At 57.5% G+C, this 17,375-nt stretch carries 13 protein-coding genes and 1 pseudogene; 3 read left to right on the forward strand and 11 right to left on the reverse strand.

Annotated elements, in window-relative coordinates:
- Position 1 precedes the first annotated feature (1 nt).
- Both DDIC_RS06430 and lolA read left to right on the forward strand, forming a co-directional pair.
- Positions 2-2,473: pseudogene (locus tag DDIC_RS06430) on the forward strand (DNA translocase FtsK); the annotation flags it as partial.
- A 42-nt stretch (positions 2,474-2,515) separates the two neighbouring features.
- Positions 2,516-3,187, forward strand: coding sequence for an outer membrane lipoprotein chaperone LolA (lolA, locus tag DDIC_RS06435; protein WP_136399677.1), 672 nt, complete (start codon positions 2,516-2,518; stop codon positions 3,185-3,187).
- Positions 3,188-3,258: 71 nt separating this feature from the next.
- On the opposite strand, the gene DDIC_RS06440 is transcribed toward lolA, so the two are convergent.
- From DDIC_RS06440 to DDIC_RS06465, 6 genes are all read right to left on the reverse strand, one after another.
- Positions 3,259-3,711, reverse strand: coding sequence for an acyl-CoA thioesterase (locus DDIC_RS06440; protein WP_247647580.1), 453 nt, complete (start codon positions 3,709-3,711; stop codon positions 3,259-3,261).
- 201 nt (positions 3,712-3,912) lie between these two features.
- Positions 3,913-4,446, reverse strand: coding sequence for a HyaD/HybD family hydrogenase maturation endopeptidase (gene hybD, locus DDIC_RS06445; protein WP_136399678.1), 534 nt, complete (start codon positions 4,444-4,446; stop codon positions 3,913-3,915).
- A 68-nt stretch (positions 4,447-4,514) separates the two neighbouring features.
- Entirely contained in the window at positions 4,515-5,219 is a 705-nt protein-coding gene (gene cybH, locus DDIC_RS06450) for a Ni/Fe-hydrogenase, b-type cytochrome subunit (protein WP_136399679.1), read from the reverse strand.
- Between the two features lie 51 nt (positions 5,220-5,270).
- The gene (locus tag DDIC_RS06455) at positions 5,271-7,085 is read right to left on the reverse strand and encodes a nickel-dependent hydrogenase large subunit (RefSeq protein ID WP_136399680.1); all 1,815 of its coding nucleotides are present in this window, start codon (positions 7,083-7,085) and stop codon (positions 5,271-5,273) included.
- 11 nt (positions 7,086-7,096) lie between these two features.
- Positions 7,097-8,197: a hydrogenase small subunit gene (locus tag DDIC_RS06460; RefSeq protein WP_136399681.1), complete on the reverse strand. Its 1,101-nt coding sequence runs from the start codon at positions 8,195-8,197 to the stop codon at positions 7,097-7,099.
- A 108-nt stretch (positions 8,198-8,305) separates the two neighbouring features.
- Positions 8,306-10,429 carry a methyl-accepting chemotaxis protein gene (locus DDIC_RS06465; protein ID WP_136399682.1) on the reverse strand — a complete coding sequence of 708 codons (2,124 nt, stop codon included), beginning with the start codon at positions 10,427-10,429 and terminating at the stop codon, positions 8,306-8,308.
- 575 nt (positions 10,430-11,004) lie between these two features.
- On the opposite strand from DDIC_RS06465, the gene DDIC_RS06470 reads away from it, so the two are divergent.
- Positions 11,005-11,814, forward strand: coding sequence for an energy transducer TonB (locus tag DDIC_RS06470; protein ID WP_136399683.1), 810 nt, complete (start codon positions 11,005-11,007; stop codon positions 11,812-11,814).
- Between the two features lie 23 nt (positions 11,815-11,837).
- Here DDIC_RS06470 and DDIC_RS06475 read toward each other — a convergent pair whose 3' ends face one another.
- Genes DDIC_RS06475 through DDIC_RS06495 form a run of 5 tightly spaced genes read right to left on the reverse strand, consistent with a single transcriptional unit; the run spans position 11,838 to position 17,049 of the window.
- Positions 11,838-12,647, reverse strand: coding sequence for a metal ABC transporter permease (locus DDIC_RS06475; protein ID WP_136399684.1), 810 nt, complete (start codon positions 12,645-12,647; stop codon positions 11,838-11,840).
- Between the two features lie 38 nt (positions 12,648-12,685).
- Positions 12,686-13,462: a metal ABC transporter ATP-binding protein gene (locus tag DDIC_RS06480; RefSeq protein WP_136399685.1), complete on the reverse strand. Its 777-nt coding sequence runs from the start codon at positions 13,460-13,462 to the stop codon at positions 12,686-12,688.
- Positions 13,459-14,277, reverse strand: coding sequence for a metal ABC transporter substrate-binding protein (locus DDIC_RS06485; protein ID WP_168732486.1), 819 nt, complete (start codon positions 14,275-14,277; stop codon positions 13,459-13,461). The genes DDIC_RS06480 and DDIC_RS06485 overlap by 4 nt, the downstream gene beginning before the upstream one ends.
- An 8-nt stretch (positions 14,278-14,285) precedes the next feature.
- A complete protein-coding gene (locus tag DDIC_RS06490) occupies positions 14,286-14,897 on the reverse strand; it encodes a class I SAM-dependent methyltransferase (RefSeq protein ID WP_136399687.1) in 612 nt (203 codons plus the stop codon).
- 52 nt (positions 14,898-14,949) lie between these two features.
- Positions 14,950-17,049 (reverse strand): TonB-dependent receptor, encoded by a 2,100-nt coding sequence (locus tag DDIC_RS06495; protein WP_136399688.1) that lies wholly within the window; start codon positions 17,047-17,049, stop codon positions 14,950-14,952.
- Positions 17,050-17,375: the final 326 nt, after the last annotated feature.

The following is a 17,375-nucleotide window of genomic DNA, read 5'->3' on the forward strand; positions in this document are numbered from 1 at the left end:
GGTTCGGGAGGGTAGCCCTACGGACGCCCATAAATTCAGCCGCGAGCTTCTTGGCCTTTTTCTTATCTTCTGGGCACTGCTGCTGTTGCTCAGCCTGCTCAGTTTTGACGCCAACGACCCTGGTCTCAACCATGTGGTCAGCGGCGTGGTCAAGGTCAGAAACAAGGCGGGCCTTTTCGGCGCGTACACTGCTGGTTTTCTTAACGATGTGTTTGGCGTGGCCGCCTATCTCTGCCCACTGATTTTCGGTGCGCTGGGGGCGGCCTACGTTTCTCCTGCGTACAGCCTGCACTGGTCGCGCTGGCTGGGCTTTTTTTTGCTGACCATCTGTCTGCTTGTTATCGGCTCGGCCGCTGACATCACCCTGGGCGACATGTGGGGCGGCGGCATGGTGGGCAACGCCCTGCATATCAATGCCAGCCGGTTTTTGAGCCCGGGCGGTTCAGCTCTGGTCTGGCTGTTTATTGCGCTTGTGGGCACGCAGCTTGCTTGCAACATCTCATGGTTCAATCTGGCGGCCCGTTTTGCGCAATGGGCGCAGGCGCGTCTTGCCGCGCGGCAGGGCGAATCTGCGCAGTCGCCCCCGGCGGCAGAGCGTCAGCCCTCGGCAAGCGAGGGCAAACGCTCATGGTCGCTGCGGCAGCTGCATCTGCCTTCCATGGAATTCTGGACGCGCTGGCGTGACCGCCTGGGCAACATTCAGCCTACCGCAGATTCGCTACCTGAGGTTTTTGAAGAAAAAAAGAACCGCGCCGCCCAGCAGCAGGCTGAAGAAGCCAGCCTGAGCCGCACGGACGCGGACGATCCTTTTGCCGTGGCCGAAGACTTTAACGGCGTGCCCATCTCGCCCGGGCTTGAAGCGCCGGAAGCGGACGAGCGGCAGCATGCGGCTCAGCGCGAGTCTTCTGCCGTGCAGGCCCCTCCGGCAACGGTTGTTCAGCCTGCTGTCGGCAAGGCAAACGCCCCTGCAGCTCCCGCTGCCGAAGCACCCAAAAAACAGGGCGCTCTGACCGGGCTGCTGTCGGGCATGACCGGCCGCAAGGTAGCCATACCCATGCCCGGCCTTGATCTGTTGGCCCCGCCGGTTAAAATTGCTGGCAACACCAGCAAGGAAGAACGCGAAGCCAGAGGCAAGGCCCTTATTGCCTGTCTGAAAGATTTTGACATCCAAAGCGAGCTTGTGCATGTGACCCCGGGGCCAGTGGTCACCATGTATGAGGTGCGACCAGCGCCGGGCATACGCGTGAGCCGTATCGCCAACCTCAGCGACGACCTTGCGCTGGCGCTCAAGGCTGTGGCTGTGCGCATTCAGGCTCCCATTCCCGGTACTGATACGGTGGGTATTGAAATACCCAACGACAACCGCGAAACAGTCAATTTTAGGGAACTGGCGGCCTCCGAGTCTTTCCGCAAGGGGTGCGGCCCCCTGACCATGATTTTGGGCAAGGATATTGCGGGCAAGCTCGTGATAGCCGACCTCACGCGCATGCCGCACCTGCTTGTGGCTGGCGCTACCGGCGCGGGCAAGAGCGTGTGCCTCAACGGCATTCTCATCAGCCTGCTGTACCGTACGCAGCCCAAGGACATGCAACTGCTGCTTGTGGATCCCAAGCGCATTGAAATGGCCGTGTACGCTGACGAGCCGCATTTGGTGCACCCCGTGGTCACCGAGATGAACGAGGCCAAAAACGCCCTTGACTGGGCCGTGCACGAGATGGACCGCCGCTACGAGGCCATGGCGCGCCTTGGGGTACGCAACGTTGCGGGCTTTAACCAGAAGCTGGCTGCCTGCAAAAATGAATTGCCGCCCGACTTTGCCGACCTTGAGCCCCTGCCTTACCTTGTTATTGTCATTGACGAGCTGGCAGACCTCATGATGACCGCAGCCCGCGAGGTGGAAACCAGCATCGTGCGTCTTGCGCAGCTGGCCCGTGCGGCAGGCATACACATGATAGTTGCCACCCAGCGCCCCAGCGTGGACGTGGTGACCGGTCTCATCAAGGCAAACTTTCCGTGCCGTATATCCTTTCAGGTTACTTCCAAGCATGATTCGCGCACCATTCTTGATCAGGTTGGCGCGGAGCATCTGCTTGGCAGGGGCGATATGCTCTTCAAGCCCAGCGGTGGGCGTTTGCAGCGCCTGCACGGCCCCTTCCTGAGCGACGAAGAGGTGCAGGGAGTGGTGGCTTACTGGAAACGTCAGCTCAGCCCCTCGTACAAGATCGACTTCGCCCAGTGGGGCCTCGACTCTGTGAACGGCGGGGGCAGCGCGGGCGGAGGCGACGCGGCGCAGGATCCCCTGTACGGAGAAGTTCAGGCGTTTGTGAGCGATCAGGGCCGCGCTTCCATCTCGCTGGTGCAGCGCCGTTTTAAAATCGGTTTTAACCGGGCGGCCCGCCTGGTTGAACAACTCGAACACGATGGCATAATTGGCCCGGCAGACGGCAGCAAACCGCGCGCGGTGGTCAAATAATTGCAACTTCAGGCACAAGGCGGCTCAGGCCGTGGAGGTGTTATGCGCATAAATGGCATGTTGGCCCTGGCAGTCGGGCTTGTTCTTATTGCTGCAACTGCTGCCCAGGCTTCTGATATCGCTGCCACCATTCAGGCTCGGTACGAAAAACTGCGCACGTTTTCCGCCACATTTGAGCAGACGCTTACCCACAAGGAAAGCGGCTCGGTAGAAAAGCGACAGGGCAACCTGCTGTTTCAGAAGCCCTTGCTCATCCGCTGGCAGACAGACAAGCCCCACGAAGAAACCCTTGTGGTGACCGACAGGGAAATATGGGACTATCTGGCTGATGAAGAAATAGCCTACCGCTATCCTCTGGAGCTTGTGCGGGATTCGCGCAGCATTATTCAGGTGATAACAGGGCAGGCAGCGCTGACCAAAGACTTTGACGTCAAGGAAGACGGGCAGGAAAACGGCCTTGCCAAACTGCACCTCTATCCCAAGGAACCTGCCCCGCAGATGGTAGAAGCCCTGCTGTGGGTCGAACCCGGCACCGGCTACATCCGCAGGGCGAGCATTATTGATTTTTACGGCAATTCCAACGACGTGCGGTTTACGCAGTTTAAGCCCGATACCTCGTTGAAGACATCGGACTTTACCTTTACCCCGCCCAAGGGCATTGAGGTTGAAGACCGCATTGACCGCAAGGTGCAGGAACGGGAACTCTTCAAGTAACATCTGCCCCATAAAGCAAAAGGCCGTGGCGTTCGCAAACACCACGGCCTTTTGCTTTATGTTGCGCATGGTTACACGCAGAGCTGTCTAAACACAGCTGCGGCGTCAGCCTCCACAATGGGAAAGGCCGCCTGCAGCTCGTCCGGTACGCTGACGGGTTTGCCGTTGGTCATATCGATAAAAACCCACTGGGTTTCCGCCTCGGCAAGCAGGGTTTTTGCCGTTGCATTCCAAAAGACATAGCGGCGCAGGCTGCGACGCGATGCATACGAAGCTATCCAGGTCGCGGCGGTTATCACATCGCCCAGAAAGGCCGGGCGTTTGTAGGTAATGGTATGCTGGCGCACCACCCAGCCCTGACCAATGCTCTCGTACCGCTCCATGGGCCAGCCGCAAACGGCGGAGTGCGCCACGGCCACGTCCTGCATCCATGCCACATAGCGCAGGTTGCTGACGCGGTGCTGCATGTCTATATCGTCCGGTTCTATGGTAATCTGCTGCGTGTATATGTTGATCTGAGCCATGTTGTCTCCTCATCAGTGATGGCGCAGAGCATATGCCTTGTGCGTAAAAAATAAAAGACACGCGGGCTTGCGATAATTGCGCCGCGTGTCTTCTGGTTGATAGTGGGCCGCCAGCGGGCGGAGGATTTGCCGGGCAATGGGCCGGCATCTGGCGCGGACAGTTTCTGTACGCCGCCTTGTATCCCGGTTTGGCGTGTTACATCACACCCCGCCCTGCACAAGCGTATCGAGCACGGCTGCAGAAAGGTGCCTCGGCTGCGCCCGCAGGCTGGGGGCGACGCCCCATTGCCGCAGTATGTCCAGGGCCATGCTCTGGGCGGCCTCAAAGCTTTCGCTAACCGGCTTGGATAGCGGGGCCGCGAGGGTCATGGCCGCCGGTTGCACGCCGATGAGAGCGCAGCTGCTTGGCGCCGTGCCGCGCAGGGCTGCCAGCCCCATGACCTCTGAAAAGCTGTTTTGATGCGGGCCAATCTTCTGCGCCGTCAGGTAGGCGGGCACGTTGTCCCGTAGCAGCAGCTGGCCCGGTTGCAGGCCAAAATCAACAGCATCAAGCACCAGCAGCCTGTCGGCACGCTCCACAAAGGTCAGCAGGGTCTGTCCTTGCGTGCCGCCGTCTACAACTTCCACGTTTTCAGGAAAATCCCAGTGGGCGTAGAGCCGCTGCGCCAACAGCACGCCAAAGCCCTCGTCGCCGTACAGAATATTGCCAAGACCAAGAATGATGATCTGTTCCATTAAAGTTCCCAGGTTCAGGAAGGGGCGGCCCCGCCGGGCCGCCCCTCAATGCTGTTAGGTTACATCAATTACTTCTTGCGGCGTTGACGATAGCCGCTGAACATGGACGAAACCAGCGTGGTCTTGCCCATGATTTCTTCGCGTATGACCATGTAGAGGTGCACCGTCACAAAGGTAATGAGCAGCAGCATGCCCAGACGGTGCAGGCTGCGGGTCATCTGGCCGTTGCCGCCAAACCAGTTGTTTATCCAGTCCTGCACAAAGGCAAAAAAGCGGATAAACGGTACGTGGCTGTCCTGGGCGTACATGCCAAGGCCTGTAAGCATGATGACAAGCATAAAGATCATGCCCGTGCCCATGCCTATTTGCGCCAGCGGGTTGTGGCCCACATGCGCGCCGCACTCCTTGTTGAGAAACAGGTACCAGCGCACGTCCTGCCACAGATCGCTCCACCAGGCTTTGCTCCATACCGGCACTATGATGAGCTCGCGCGAATAGCGATTGCCCCAGACAAGGCCGTATATGTAACGCAGTACAGTTGAAATAATCAGCACAAAGCCCGCAATAAAGTGGGCCATGCGCGTGTACCCCATATAAAATGTGTTATAAGGCTCGCCAGTTACGGAAAGCCATGGTTTGCCGATGATGTAGCCTGTGACGATAAGTACAGCGACGCAGGCTACCATAACCCAGTGCCATATGCGTATGGGCAGCTCGTACACATAGATGCTTTTGCCCATGGGCATTTGCGGAAGCAGATGTTGTTCGCTCATGACGTTCTCCCGGCGGAAGGCTTGTACTCCGCGGCTCGGATTGCCCGAACGCTAGAAGCAGTTGTCTGTTCTAACCGAGATCAGCTCGGATCCGTCCGGCCCGATAATATGCGTAGAGCAGGCCAGACAGGGGTCAAAGCTGTGCAGGGTACGCAGTATTTCAAGGGGCTGGTTGGGAACAGCCATCTTTGTGCCCATCAGGGATGCTTCATAGGCGCTGAGCTGTCCGTCGGGGCTGCGGGGCGCACCATTCCAGGTGGTGGGGACAACGCACTGATAGTTTTCGATCTTTCTGTCCTTGATGGTGATCCAGTGCCCCAGCGCGCCGCGCGGTGCTTCGGTAAAGCCCACGCCGCGCAAGGTGCCGTTGGGCCAGCTTTCCGGCTTCCACAGCTTGGTATTGGCGGTTGCACGGTTGCCGTTTTTGAGGTTGGCCACAAGTTTGTCGTAAAAATAGCGCATCTTGTCGGCCGACCAGACAAGCTCGAGCGAACGCGCGGCAATGCGGCCAAGGGTCGACTGCAGGACAGCAACCGGAGCCTTGGCCTGACCAAGAAAGTCATCAATGAGGCCCTTGATTTCGCTGTCTTTTTTGGCATAGCCCACCAGCAGGCGGGCCAGCGGGCCTACTTCCATCTGGTGGCCGCGCCACAGCGGTGTTTTGATCCACGAATACCGGTCGCGTTCGTCCACCTGCTTGAGGTCGGTGGGCGTGCCCTTGATGTTGGGGCCGGGGGCGTAGTTGGGTTCTGTTACGCCGTCAAAGGGGTGCAGGCCGGTTTTGCCGCCAGGGTAGGGCTTGTACCACGAGTGGGCCACTGTTTCCTGAATTTCTTCGGGGTTGTGCAGGTCAACGGGCAACACTTCGTTAAAGTTGCCGTTGATGATGGCCCCGGGCGGCAGCAGCAGGCTTTTTTCAGAATAATCGTTGGCTGTGTCCGGTATGGCGCCGTAGGCCAGAACCGAAAGCTTGGAAAGCCCGCCGCCTATGTTCAGCCAGTCGCCGTAAAAGGCTGCCAGCGCAAGGGTGTCGGGCATGACCACCTGCTGGGCAAAGGTGCGGCAGCGTTCAATAAGCTGCAGTACAAGCTCCAGGCGTTCCTGATTGATAACGTCTGAGGCTCCGTGCGCGTCCAGATTCAGCGAGCAGGGCACGCCGCCAACCAGCCAGTTGGGGTGGGGGTTTTTGCCGCCAAAAATGGTGTGTATCTGCACCATGTCTTTTTGAAAATCGAGCGCTTCCAGATAGTGGGCAACCACCAGCAGGTTGGCTTCGGGCGGCAGCTTGTAGGCCGGGTGACCCCAGTAGCCGTTGGTGAAAATGCCAAGCTGACCCGATTCTATTATGCGGGTAAGGCGGTCCTTGATGGATTTGAAGTACCCCGGCGATGAATTGGGCCAGGGAGTGAGCTTGTGCGAGAGCTCCGAGGTGGCCTTGGGATCCGCCTTGGCGGCAGAAATCACGTCTACCCAGTCGAGCCCTGCCAGATGGTACAGGTGCACCAGATGGTCATGATACATGAGGCACAGGTGCATGATGTTGCGGATGATGTTGGCGTTGTCGGGTATTTCAATGCCAAGGGCGTTTTCCACCGCATGCACAGAGGCCAACGCGTGCGTACCCGTGCACACGCCGCAGATGCGTTCCACAAAAGCCCAGGCGTCGCGCGGGTCACGTCCTTTGAGGATTATTTCGATTCCTCTGAATATGGTGCCGCACGATACCGCATTGGTGATAACGTTGTTGTCGTCAAGGTTCACCTCGCAACGCAGATGCCCCTCGATGCGGGTAACCGGGTCAACAACCACACGGCGGCCGGAGTCCTTAACTGCATAACCCTGTGAAGTAGTATATTCGTAGGCCATGGGGTATTTCCTCAGCTGTTGGAGTCGGTGTCAGAGGGGCCCTTGCCGCTTTTGCTGCCTGCATGGCGCACCATGCTGGCAACGCCGTGTACGGCCACGCCAGCGGCTACGCCCGCCACAGCGGCAACGCCCACGGTCTCTGCCGTGGCATTGGTACCAAGATGCGGGATGGTGGTTATGCGGTCATAAAACGATCCCTGATCCCAGAAGTTCTGTTCCGAGCAGCCAATGCAGCCGTGGCCAGACTGAATGGGGAAGGAAACGCCGTTGTTCCAGCGTGTTGAGGGGCAGGCATTGTAGGTGGTGGGGCCTTTGCAGCCCATCTTGTAAAGGCACAGGCCAGAGCGTGCGCCTTCATCGTCCCACGATTCCACGTATTCGCCCGCGTCAAAGTGCGCCCTGCGGTAGCAGTGGTCGTGCACGCGCTTGCCATAAAACATCACGGGCCTGCCCTGAGAATCAAGCGTCGGCAGCCTGTCGTAAGTAATGATGTAGGTCAGAATTGAGCTCATGACCTCAGGTATGGCCGGGCAACCGGGCACCTTGAGCTGGGGTTTGTTGGGAAACAGCTTGTGCAAAGGCGTGGCGCCGGTTGGGTTGGGGTGGGCGGCCTGCACGCAGCCCCATGATGCGCAGGTTCCCCAGGCCACCAGAGCCTTTGCGTTTTCCACGCCCTCCTTGAGCTTTTCATAAAACGGTTTGCCAGCATCAATGCAGTACATGCCCTGGCCGTTGAGGGGCACGTTGCCTTCTACAGCCAGAATATACTGGCCCTTGTATTTATGGATGGCCTCCTCGTAGGCTGCATTGGCTTGATCCCCAGCAGCCGCCATGACAGTGTCCTGATAATCCATTGTAATCATTGAGAGTACGATGTCTGTCGCCAGCGGGTGGGCTGTGCGCAAAAATGATTCTGTACAACAAGAGCAGGAAAGCCCGTTGATCCACAGCACGGGCAGGCGGGGTTTAGTTGACAGAGCCTGTGCGATGGCCATATCCGCGCCTGGACCAAGGCCGAGCGCGACAGCGGTAAGCGCACAGAATTTCATGAAATCTCGACGGCTGACACCACGATTGCGCAAAACTTGTTCGGTGGTTTCGAGATGAGCCATAAGTACCTCGAGAAGAACATGGTTACAGGTTGGTGATTGCTGCTGACAGGTGAGGTGCAAGTACTCCTTTTACATAGGTATATAGTTAAAATTTGCCGTATTGAGACATTATTGAGGCAGGGAGCACGTTTTTTGGCTGTTGGTGTTTTTGAGGTCGGTCATGACGCCAACAAGAATGTCAGTCTGGTTGCGCAGTTCATCAAGGGCGAGGGATGCCTGTTCCATGGCTGAAGCCGTTGAAAGAGCAAGGCTGTTGATGTCCTCAAGACTTTTGTGGATTGTTTCGCTCGCGGCGGATTGTTCTTCTGAGGCCGTGGCGATGGACTGCACCTGCACAGTTGAAGCGCTCGCCAGATTGACCAGCTCCTGCAGGGCATCGCCAGCCTGCCGTGCAAGGCCGGTCACCGCCTCGATGGTGCCCGCCGTCTGCTCCACATGCGTGATGTGCTTGCGGGTGCCGCTCTGTATGGCGTGTATGGCCTCGCCCACTTCCTTGGTGGCCAGCATGGTTTTTTCGGCCAGTTTACGTACTTCGTCCGCAACCACGGCAAAACCGCGGCCGGCGTCGCCAGCGCGCGCGGCTTCAATGGCGGCGTTAAGGGCCAACAGGTTGGTCTGGTCGGCAATATCGCTGATAACATTCAGTATCTGCCCGATGCCTTCGGCCTGTTGTCCCAGCAACCCCATGTCGACTTTCATATCATTGGACTGCTGTTGCACCTGTCCTATGGCAGCGACGACGTTTTCAACTACCGCCGCCCCAGCCGTTGCCTGCTGGTGCGAATTATCCGCTGTTTGCGCTGCATCGGCGGCGTTTTTGGCAACTTCAACAACTGTCATGCTCATTTCCTGCATGGCAGCAGTGGTGATGTCGAGTCTCTTTGACTGGCTTGTTGCACCCCCATTGGAAATCTGCACCTGTTCCAGCAGACTGTTTAAGGCGATGTTGAGCGATTCAACGACGCCATGAATTTTGTCCACGGCCAGCACGAGCGCGTTTGCCCGCTCCCTGGTGGCCTTTTCGGCTTGTTCGGCGGTTTCGCGGCACTGATCTGCCAGTTTGCCGCGTTCTTCAGCAAGCAGCTGCTGATTTTTTGCCGTTTCTATATGCTCTTTCAACCGGCACACCATATCGCGCAGCGCATCGGCAAGGCCGCCGACTTCGTCCTTTTGAGCAACGGCGAGTACGGCGTCAAAATCGCCCTGCGTGACGCTTTGCGCATAGCGCAAGGTGCTGCGCACGGGCCTGCCGATGGTGATGCATATCCTCCAGCCCAACACAACGGTAACAAATGCGATCAGCAGGGCGCTTGAGCAGGTAAGCGCAAATTCTCGCTGGGCGGATTTTATCGCTGCGTTTTCCAACTCAAGCAAGCTGGTTCCCCATTGCCTTTCTACTTCCATCAACCTGTCGATGCGTCTGGTGGCTGCTGCAAACCATTCTTGCGGTTCAACCTCAAGATTTGATTTTTCCAGGTTTGCATAGGCTGTTTCTCTAAAACGGCCAACTTCGTCATCTGCAGATTTAATTTTGCCTTGCAGCAAAGTTTCAGCATCTTTGCCGCCAAGCTCTGCAAAAGAGCGCAAGTAGGTGTTTTGCGCACTCACACGGTAGAGCCAGTCGCGGTACAGCTGCTTGCTGAACGTACCGGCAGAAAAAGCGGCGTTGAGCGTGGCGCGCTCCTGCCCCGCAATTTCTTTGCCATGCATGATCTGGAGAATTGATGTGAGCGTCATGTCGCAGCGTGAATTGAGCACCGCAACCGCCATGATCAGCTCATTGATGCTGCCGTTGTATGCAGCGATAGCCTGTAAGGCGTCTAGGTTAACTCCCCTCGCGGCGCTCCGGGTGTTGGACAGGTCAGCAAATTTTGTCACGGCAGCAGCAAACAATGGTTGGAAAAACCCTTTGTTATGGCTGTCTGTTTCAGCAAGCACAGACAAAAATCGCTTGTGCGCCGCGTCAGATTTGACAATTTGTTCAGCAAGTTCAGCAGCAAATTTTTTACCTTTGCTGCCCAGATAGCCAGCGGTATAGCCGCGTTCCTTTTGAACCTCATGGATCAGTTCGCCTGCGGAAAGACTGACCGCGAGCGAGCGCCCAATAAGCTTGAGCCGGTCAATGGCCTCCCAGCGGTTAATGCTCTCAACCGTTACAAGAAGCAAAAAAGTTGCCATTGGCAATATGAGCAACAGACTGAGTTTACGAGCAATTTTGAGATCTGCAAGCATCTGCGGGCCTCCTTGATCAATTGCTTTTCCACAAACTGATTGCTTAACGGCGGGGAAAATCCCCGTTTACTCGGTCAGCATTTAGATAGCCTGCAAATTAAAAGATTTAATCTAGTGGAATGAATTATCAATACGCATACCACAAATAAAACAAATAACAATAACTTAATTTATATAGTTATGTGCAACATGTTGTCGGTGTTGAGGATAAAGTTGTGATGAAAAAAAATATTGATATATTAAAATGTTATATTGCATAGTATGACAATATGATAATCATCGCAGTTTATGACAGTGTTTGAAATTTTGCGTAATACTCTGAATTAGCTAAAATAATATTTTTGCTAACAGATGGTTGCGGTTAAAAAAAAACCGTGAATAAGGTTACAGAAATATAGTAGCATTTATTTTTTTTTTGTATTACTCAGTCTGTGTTATGATTGTATAAATAGTAGCAAACAAGGGATAGCCTTGTATTTGGCGGCTTGAGTGCATGTGGTCTGGAGGTAGCCTTGCTGGAGCTAAAAAGTCCGCCCCCACGGAGCTGCAAACGTATTCTGGCAAGCGGGGTGGGGGTGTCCCTGATTCTGCACGGGCTGGTGCTTGCTTGCATGCTGGGCTTTGGCGCGCTGCTCGCCAGGCAGGGCGCTGTGCTGCCTGGCGGAGCCGTGGTGGTAAGCCTTGTTGACGTGGGCAGCACGGCTGTGGGGCAAACCGGCCTCTCCCAACAAGCGGCGTCGGCTGCGGCAGAGGGGGAGGACTCCCCCTCTGGACAAAATCCGGGGCAGCATGCCGCCCCGTCTGTGCGGTCAGAGCCTGACGCAGCCGTTGCTGTCAAAAGAACAGAGGTCAAGCCAGAACCAGCGGAAAAGGCGGAAAGGTACGCCGTCCGCAAAAGCGTCGTTATCCCCAGGCTCGAACACCAGCAGCAGGTGGGGCGGCAAGCGCCCATACAGCAAGACTTGCCAGCGCGGCAGGCAGATGCAGCAACTGCGGCGGGCGGAGACAGCGGCAAAAGTGCAGCAGGCAGCGGCGCGGGCGCTGCCGGGCAGGCCACGTCCAGCGCGCAGGGACAAGGAAATTCGCCGCCGCAGGTCATGCCCTGGAATGCGGCAGGCGGCCCGGCCTTTATGCGGCAGGGGCCCTTGCACTACCCAAGGGCTGCCCAGCGGCGCAACCTTGAGGGCAAGGCCGTGGTTGAGGCGTATCTTGATATGCAGGGAAAGCTGGTCCGCGCCCGAGTGCTGCAGGCCGATCATCAGGACTTTGCCGACGCGGCGCTGGCGTGCATTCAGGCTTCGTCGTTCAGGCCAGCCCAGCGCGAGGGCAGGGCCATCCCCTGCGTGGTGCGTATTCCCATGCTGTTTGTTCTTAAGGGAATGTAGCTGGCGAACTTGTGGGCTTACCTTCAGCGCGGCGTTTTTTTGGGCGAAACGGCCATAGCCGCCATAAGCATGGCGCACGAAACCAGCACAATGACCGCACCGGGCGGTACCGCCCAGTGGAACGAAAGCCACAGGCCGCTCACGCAGGCAATAATGCCAAACAGGGCCGAGAGTAAAAACATGCGGCTCAGCCGGTAGGTGAGCTGCAAGGCCGTGGCGGCAGGGGTGACAATAAGCGCGTAAATGAGCAACCCGCCGATGGCCTTTAAGGCAAAGGCCACCACCAACCCCATGAGTGCAAGGCAGGCATAGTGGATGCCGCGTACAGGTATGCCCGCCGCAGCAGCAGCCCGCCGTTGCCCCATGATTGCCTCAATTTCCTTGAAAAACAAAAAGATAAAACCAAACAGAAGCAGGGCAGTGCCCGACATGAGCTGCAGGTCAAAGCCAGTTACGGTGAGCAGGCTGCCCCAGATAAGGCTGAGCCCTTCGGTGCGTGCGCCTGGCATGAGGCCAAGGGCCAGCATTGCCAGGCTCATCACCACCGAAAAAACCACGCCCATGGCCGTATCAAGGCTGAGACCGGGTTTTTGGGCCAGCGGTCCCACAGCGGACGCTGCGCCAAGGCTGGCGGCCAGGCCACCCGCCAGAGGCGGCGCGCCCAGCCACAACGCTACCAGCGCCCCGGCAAAGGCGGCGTGAGATACGCACATGCCAACCAGGCTCATACGCCACAACACCACAAATACGCCCATTGCACCGCACACGGAGCCGCCCAGCACCGCCATTAACAGGGCGCGCTGCAAAAAGGCATAGTGGAAAAAATCATCCATACTTCACCTGATGGTTTACACTGTGCGGATATTGCCGCCTAAAACAGCGCGGCCTTGCGCTGGCCGCTGCGGGCAATCTGGATAGGCACGTCGTACAGCTGGCTCAGCAGCTCGGGGGTGGCGGCATCATCGGCGCTGCCTTGCCAGAGCAGACAACCGTCACGCAGCATGGCCACCTTGTGCGCCAGGGCAAAAACGGCGTTGAGATCATGGGTGACCATGATCACCGTAAGATTAAAAGCATTGCGCAGATCGGCAACGGCATTGCAGATATCTCTTTGCGCACGCCAGTCGAGCGCCGCTGTCGGCTCGTCGAGCAGCAGCAGCTCCGGCTCCTGCGCCAGGGCGCGTGCCAGCGCCACGCGCTGCCGCTCGCCGCCCGAGAGCTGCCCGATGGGGCGCTGGGCCAGATGAGCCAAGCCGACCACCTCAAGCGACCGTATGGCAAGCTGTTTTTCCTTTTTGCCCGGCCAGCGAAAAAGCCCCAGCCGTCCATAGGTTCCGCTGAGTACCGAGGCAAAGACAGAAAGCGGCATCTTGGGGTCAAGGTCTGTAGCCTGAAAAACGTGCGCCACCTGCCTGCGCACCGCAGCCATACCGCCCGGCTCAAGGGCTGCGCCCTTAAACAGCACCGCTCCCTGGCTGCAGCGGGTGAGGCCGTTAAACAGGCCCAGCAGCGTGGATTTGCCCGCACCGTTGGGCCCGATGAGCGTCCAGAAGTCTCCGGCTTCAATATTCAGGCAAATGTCGCGCAAGACAGGGCGCTTGCCGTAGCAAACGCCGACATGCCTGAGCTCCGCCAGCGGCGCGCTCACGGTTTTGCCAGCGCTTGCAGCTGCCGTACGTTGTGCATCAGCAGGCTGAAGTAGTCGGGCGCATCGTCGCTGGACCCTGGAAAGTTTGAAAGCACCACATGCGCGACCCCAAGTTCAAGCGCCAGCGGCAGCCCCGCGTCAGGCCCGCTTTGGTAGTTGTCCACCACGCCTGCCACCGGTATGTTTTTTACCGCGTTCAAAATTTCCGCCAGCTCACGGGCGTTGATGTCTTCGGCCCTGCCAAAGGTGCGCACAACCTCAAGGCCGGCCCAGCTCGCAAATTCGGCCTGCATTGTTGCCGCAATAACCCTTTTGCCGTGCAGGGGGGCAAGCAGCTCGCGGCACTGCGTCTCAGCCGCGTCGATGCGTTGCATCCGCTGGCGAGCCCTGAGCTGTATGTCCGGTGCAAGTTCGGGGGCAATGACCTCCAGCGCGGCGGCAATTTCGTTTACCGCCTGTTTTTGCACCTGGGGGATAAGCCAGCTGTTGCGGGGGCTGACCTCTGCAACTTTGAGCTTCGGGTTGTCCACAGCCGCCAGCATGGCGCTTACCTGCTGCAGATTGCGCTGAAAAGGATGGATAAGCAGCAGGTTTGCCCTGGCGGCAAAAACGTAATCACCCGTACTGGCATTTTCGTGTCCCGGGCAGCTGGAGCCCTGATTCAGGGTGAGAATTTCGCACCGGTTTTGGGCAAGATCGGCAACGATATCTGAGATAAGCGAAGTGCCCGCCACAACGCGCACAACATCGGCCGCCTGGCTGGCGGTGGAGCAGAACAGCAGGACAAGCCAGAGAAATACGGCAGCTTTTTTCATGGCGGCACTCATTTTTTGACAGCGCAAAAAAAGTAATGGTCTGGCCCTTCATGGGCCTCAATGGATGTAAACCCTGCTGTGGTAAAGATAATGCTCATGCCCGTAGGGCAGGGCAGGTGATCGCCTTCCACCGCGTGGTGGCTGTCGTGCAGCTGGTTGAGCTTTTCGCGGCCGTCGATGTGCAGCACGTAGGCCCGGCCTGCGGGACGAAGAATGCGGTAAAATTCTCTTGCTGCAGCCTGCTTGTCGCCAATATGCGGAAAGGCGGAAAAACAGATGACCATATCTGCGCTGGCATCGGTCAGGGGCATGGATTCCGCCCTGGCCTGATAGGTGCGCACGTGGGGAAACCGGGCCGAGAGGCGTTGCAGCATGTCAGGCGACGGGTCAAGCGCCAGCAGTGCGGCATCCGGGCGGGCGTATTTGCGCAAATACGGCTGCAGCACTCCCTCGCCGCAGCCCACATCAATAATAACCCCGGCTTGCGCCAGCGGCAGGCTGCTCATCAGCTGATCCACCTGACGCAGTTTTTCCGGCGGGTAGTTGCGGGCCTCCCAGCCCGCGGCGTGGGTGTTGAAAAATTCCTCTCGCTGAAACTCTTGGGCGCTGTCTGCATGCATGCTGCGTCTCCGCTCAATGCGCCGTCCAGCACTTCTGGACGGCGCATATTGGTTAAAACTTGAGGTCAAAACCGACCATGATGGTGGTTCCAGGCATATTGTAAAGCCCGCGATCGTTGCCAGCACGCTCCATACTGTAAGCGTATGGCGTGTTAAATATATTGTTTACGGCCACAAAGACCTTGCCTTCTTCAATATGCATATCGTCGTAGCTGAAGATGTAGTCGAGCCTGGCGTTAAATACATTGATGTCGGGCAGACGGTCTTTTTCCGTCAGGTTGGGGGCAGTGCTGGCCGGCGCTGCAGGAGATGTGGTACGCGCCCAGTTCTGGGCGTAATAGACATCCTTGAGGTACTGGTAATCGCCGCTGAGCTGGAAGTGCTCAATGAACTTCCACTTGAAGCCGGTTTGCAGGGCAAAGGCTGGCGTGTAGGGCATTTTGCCTGTGCTTACGCCATCGTCGCCCTTGGCCCATGCTTTGAGCCATGTTGCGCCAGCGAACAGCTCAAGATTGTCGGTTGGCGTGACGCTGGCGGAGAGTTCGAGGCCGTTGATCTTATATTCCGCCGTGGAAGACGTAAAAAAATCGCTGGTCGGCATGGCGTTGCCGTACATATAGGCGCGCAGCCTGTCGCGGCCATCGTCGTGAAACACCGTGGCGCTGGCCGTAAACAGGCCGGGCTGGGTGTGGCTGAGCGATACTTCGTAGTGGTCCACCACTTCAGGGCGAATGTCCTTGGTGTCCAACCCTGCGGGCAAGGAGGTCTTGTTGGCCAGCAAGCCCTGCAGCACCACGGGGCTTGGATAGTTGACGCCCCGTGCATAGTTGAAGCCAAGGTTGGTGTTGTTGTAGCCGAGCACCAGGCCTGCCTGCGGAGCGGCCTTGTCTTCAAAAAGGCTGCTCGTATAAAGACGCAGCCCGGTGGAGGGCGTTACATGAAAGCTCTCCTTGCTGCCGATCATCTGGCTGATTGCCGCATAGGGCGAAAACAGCCTGTGCTGCGGAAATTCCCACGAGGTTGTGGCATTGGTGGCGTATCTGCGCTGGTCGTTGCGCAGGTCGCTGATGTCAAGGTCAAAACCGTTGACGATCTCGCTGCCCTCCCAGATGGTGTACGTTTCGCGGCCTCGCAGGCCGTAAAGGTTGTTGGTCTGCACCGAAGTGGTGGTATTGCTGTTTTCGCCGCGCAGATAAAACAGCGTGTCGTTGTAGTATCCCTTGAGGTAGCCGCTGGCGTTGCTGTACTTGTTGATGAGGCTCAGCGTGGCCAGACTTGTCTGCGTGTCAAAACGGTCTGTCGCGCGGGTGTTGGTTATGGGGTTGTTGGGGGCCTGGGTCTGGGCGTCAACCCTGTTGGCCATCATGCGCAATGTCCAGTTGTCTGAAAGGCCAACGCCCATGTTGCCGTAATAGCTGGACTGATAGGCTGCTGTATGGTCCTTGTGTCCAAGGGTGCTGATGAGGCTCTGGGCGGCGTAGATATCCACATTTTCTTTTTTCGCGCCCATGCCCACATTTTCGGCCACAGTGCCGTAGCTGCCGCCCTCTGCGCCGATGCGCAGCTCGTAGACCTCTTCTGTCATGTATTTTGGGATAAAATTCAGCATGGCGTAGCCGCTGCCAAAGCGCGAAGGCTGGGGGTACTTGTAAATTTCCATACCGCCCAGCGCGTACACCGGTATGCCGTCGGCCAGCGACTGCCCGTACAAAACGCCGCTGCGGGGCACATCGTCAAAGTAGATGTTGACGTCGGGGCTTGGGTGGCTTGCGCCGCGACCGCGCACATACAGGCTCGCACCCGTCTGCCCGCCGATGATGTTCTTTTTTTGGTACATGACGCCCGGCACGTTGCGCAGGGCGTCATAAAAATCGAGCGAATTCTGCTGGCGTATCTGCTCTTCGGTAACCACGTTGTATTGCGTGCCAAAGCGCGTCTGCACGGGGACGGTGGGGGGCTGGTCGGCCACGCCAAATGCGGTAACCGCAGGCAGATCGTACGCCGACAGGCTGCCCTGCGTCAGATCGGTTTTGGGGGCCGGGGTAGCCTGCCCGTCTGCCGCTGGCGGCGCGTCGGCCGCCCAGCCAGGCTGGGCGTAAATGCAGTGGCCTGCAAGAATTGCAGCCGCCACAAGTGCTGAAACCTTTTTCATTACACGTCATCCTCCTTCATATACCGGTAGCGCGGGGTGCGCAGTGGTTACCGTTTTGTGCAGGCTTTGCTGTGTATTTTCGCGGGTTGTGCGCCCTCAAAAGCAGACTCGTGTGCTATTTATTTTAAATAGGTGTTACTGATAGGGCGCAACAATAACGCGGCTGCCCGGAAAAAGGGCAAACAGTACCACTAGTCAGCTGCGGTAGACGATCAAAAGTATTACGTTTTTAAAAAAGATAACATTTGTTACAAGCTGGGCAGCAAGTCGTCAAGCAGAGATTTGCCATGGGTAAAAAAATGTACGAAAGATCAGGAACAAGTCTG

It is taken from the genome of Desulfovibrio desulfuricans (assembly GCF_004801255.1).
GTDB lineage: Bacteria > Desulfobacterota > Desulfovibrionia > Desulfovibrionales > Desulfovibrionaceae > Desulfovibrio > Desulfovibrio desulfuricans_C.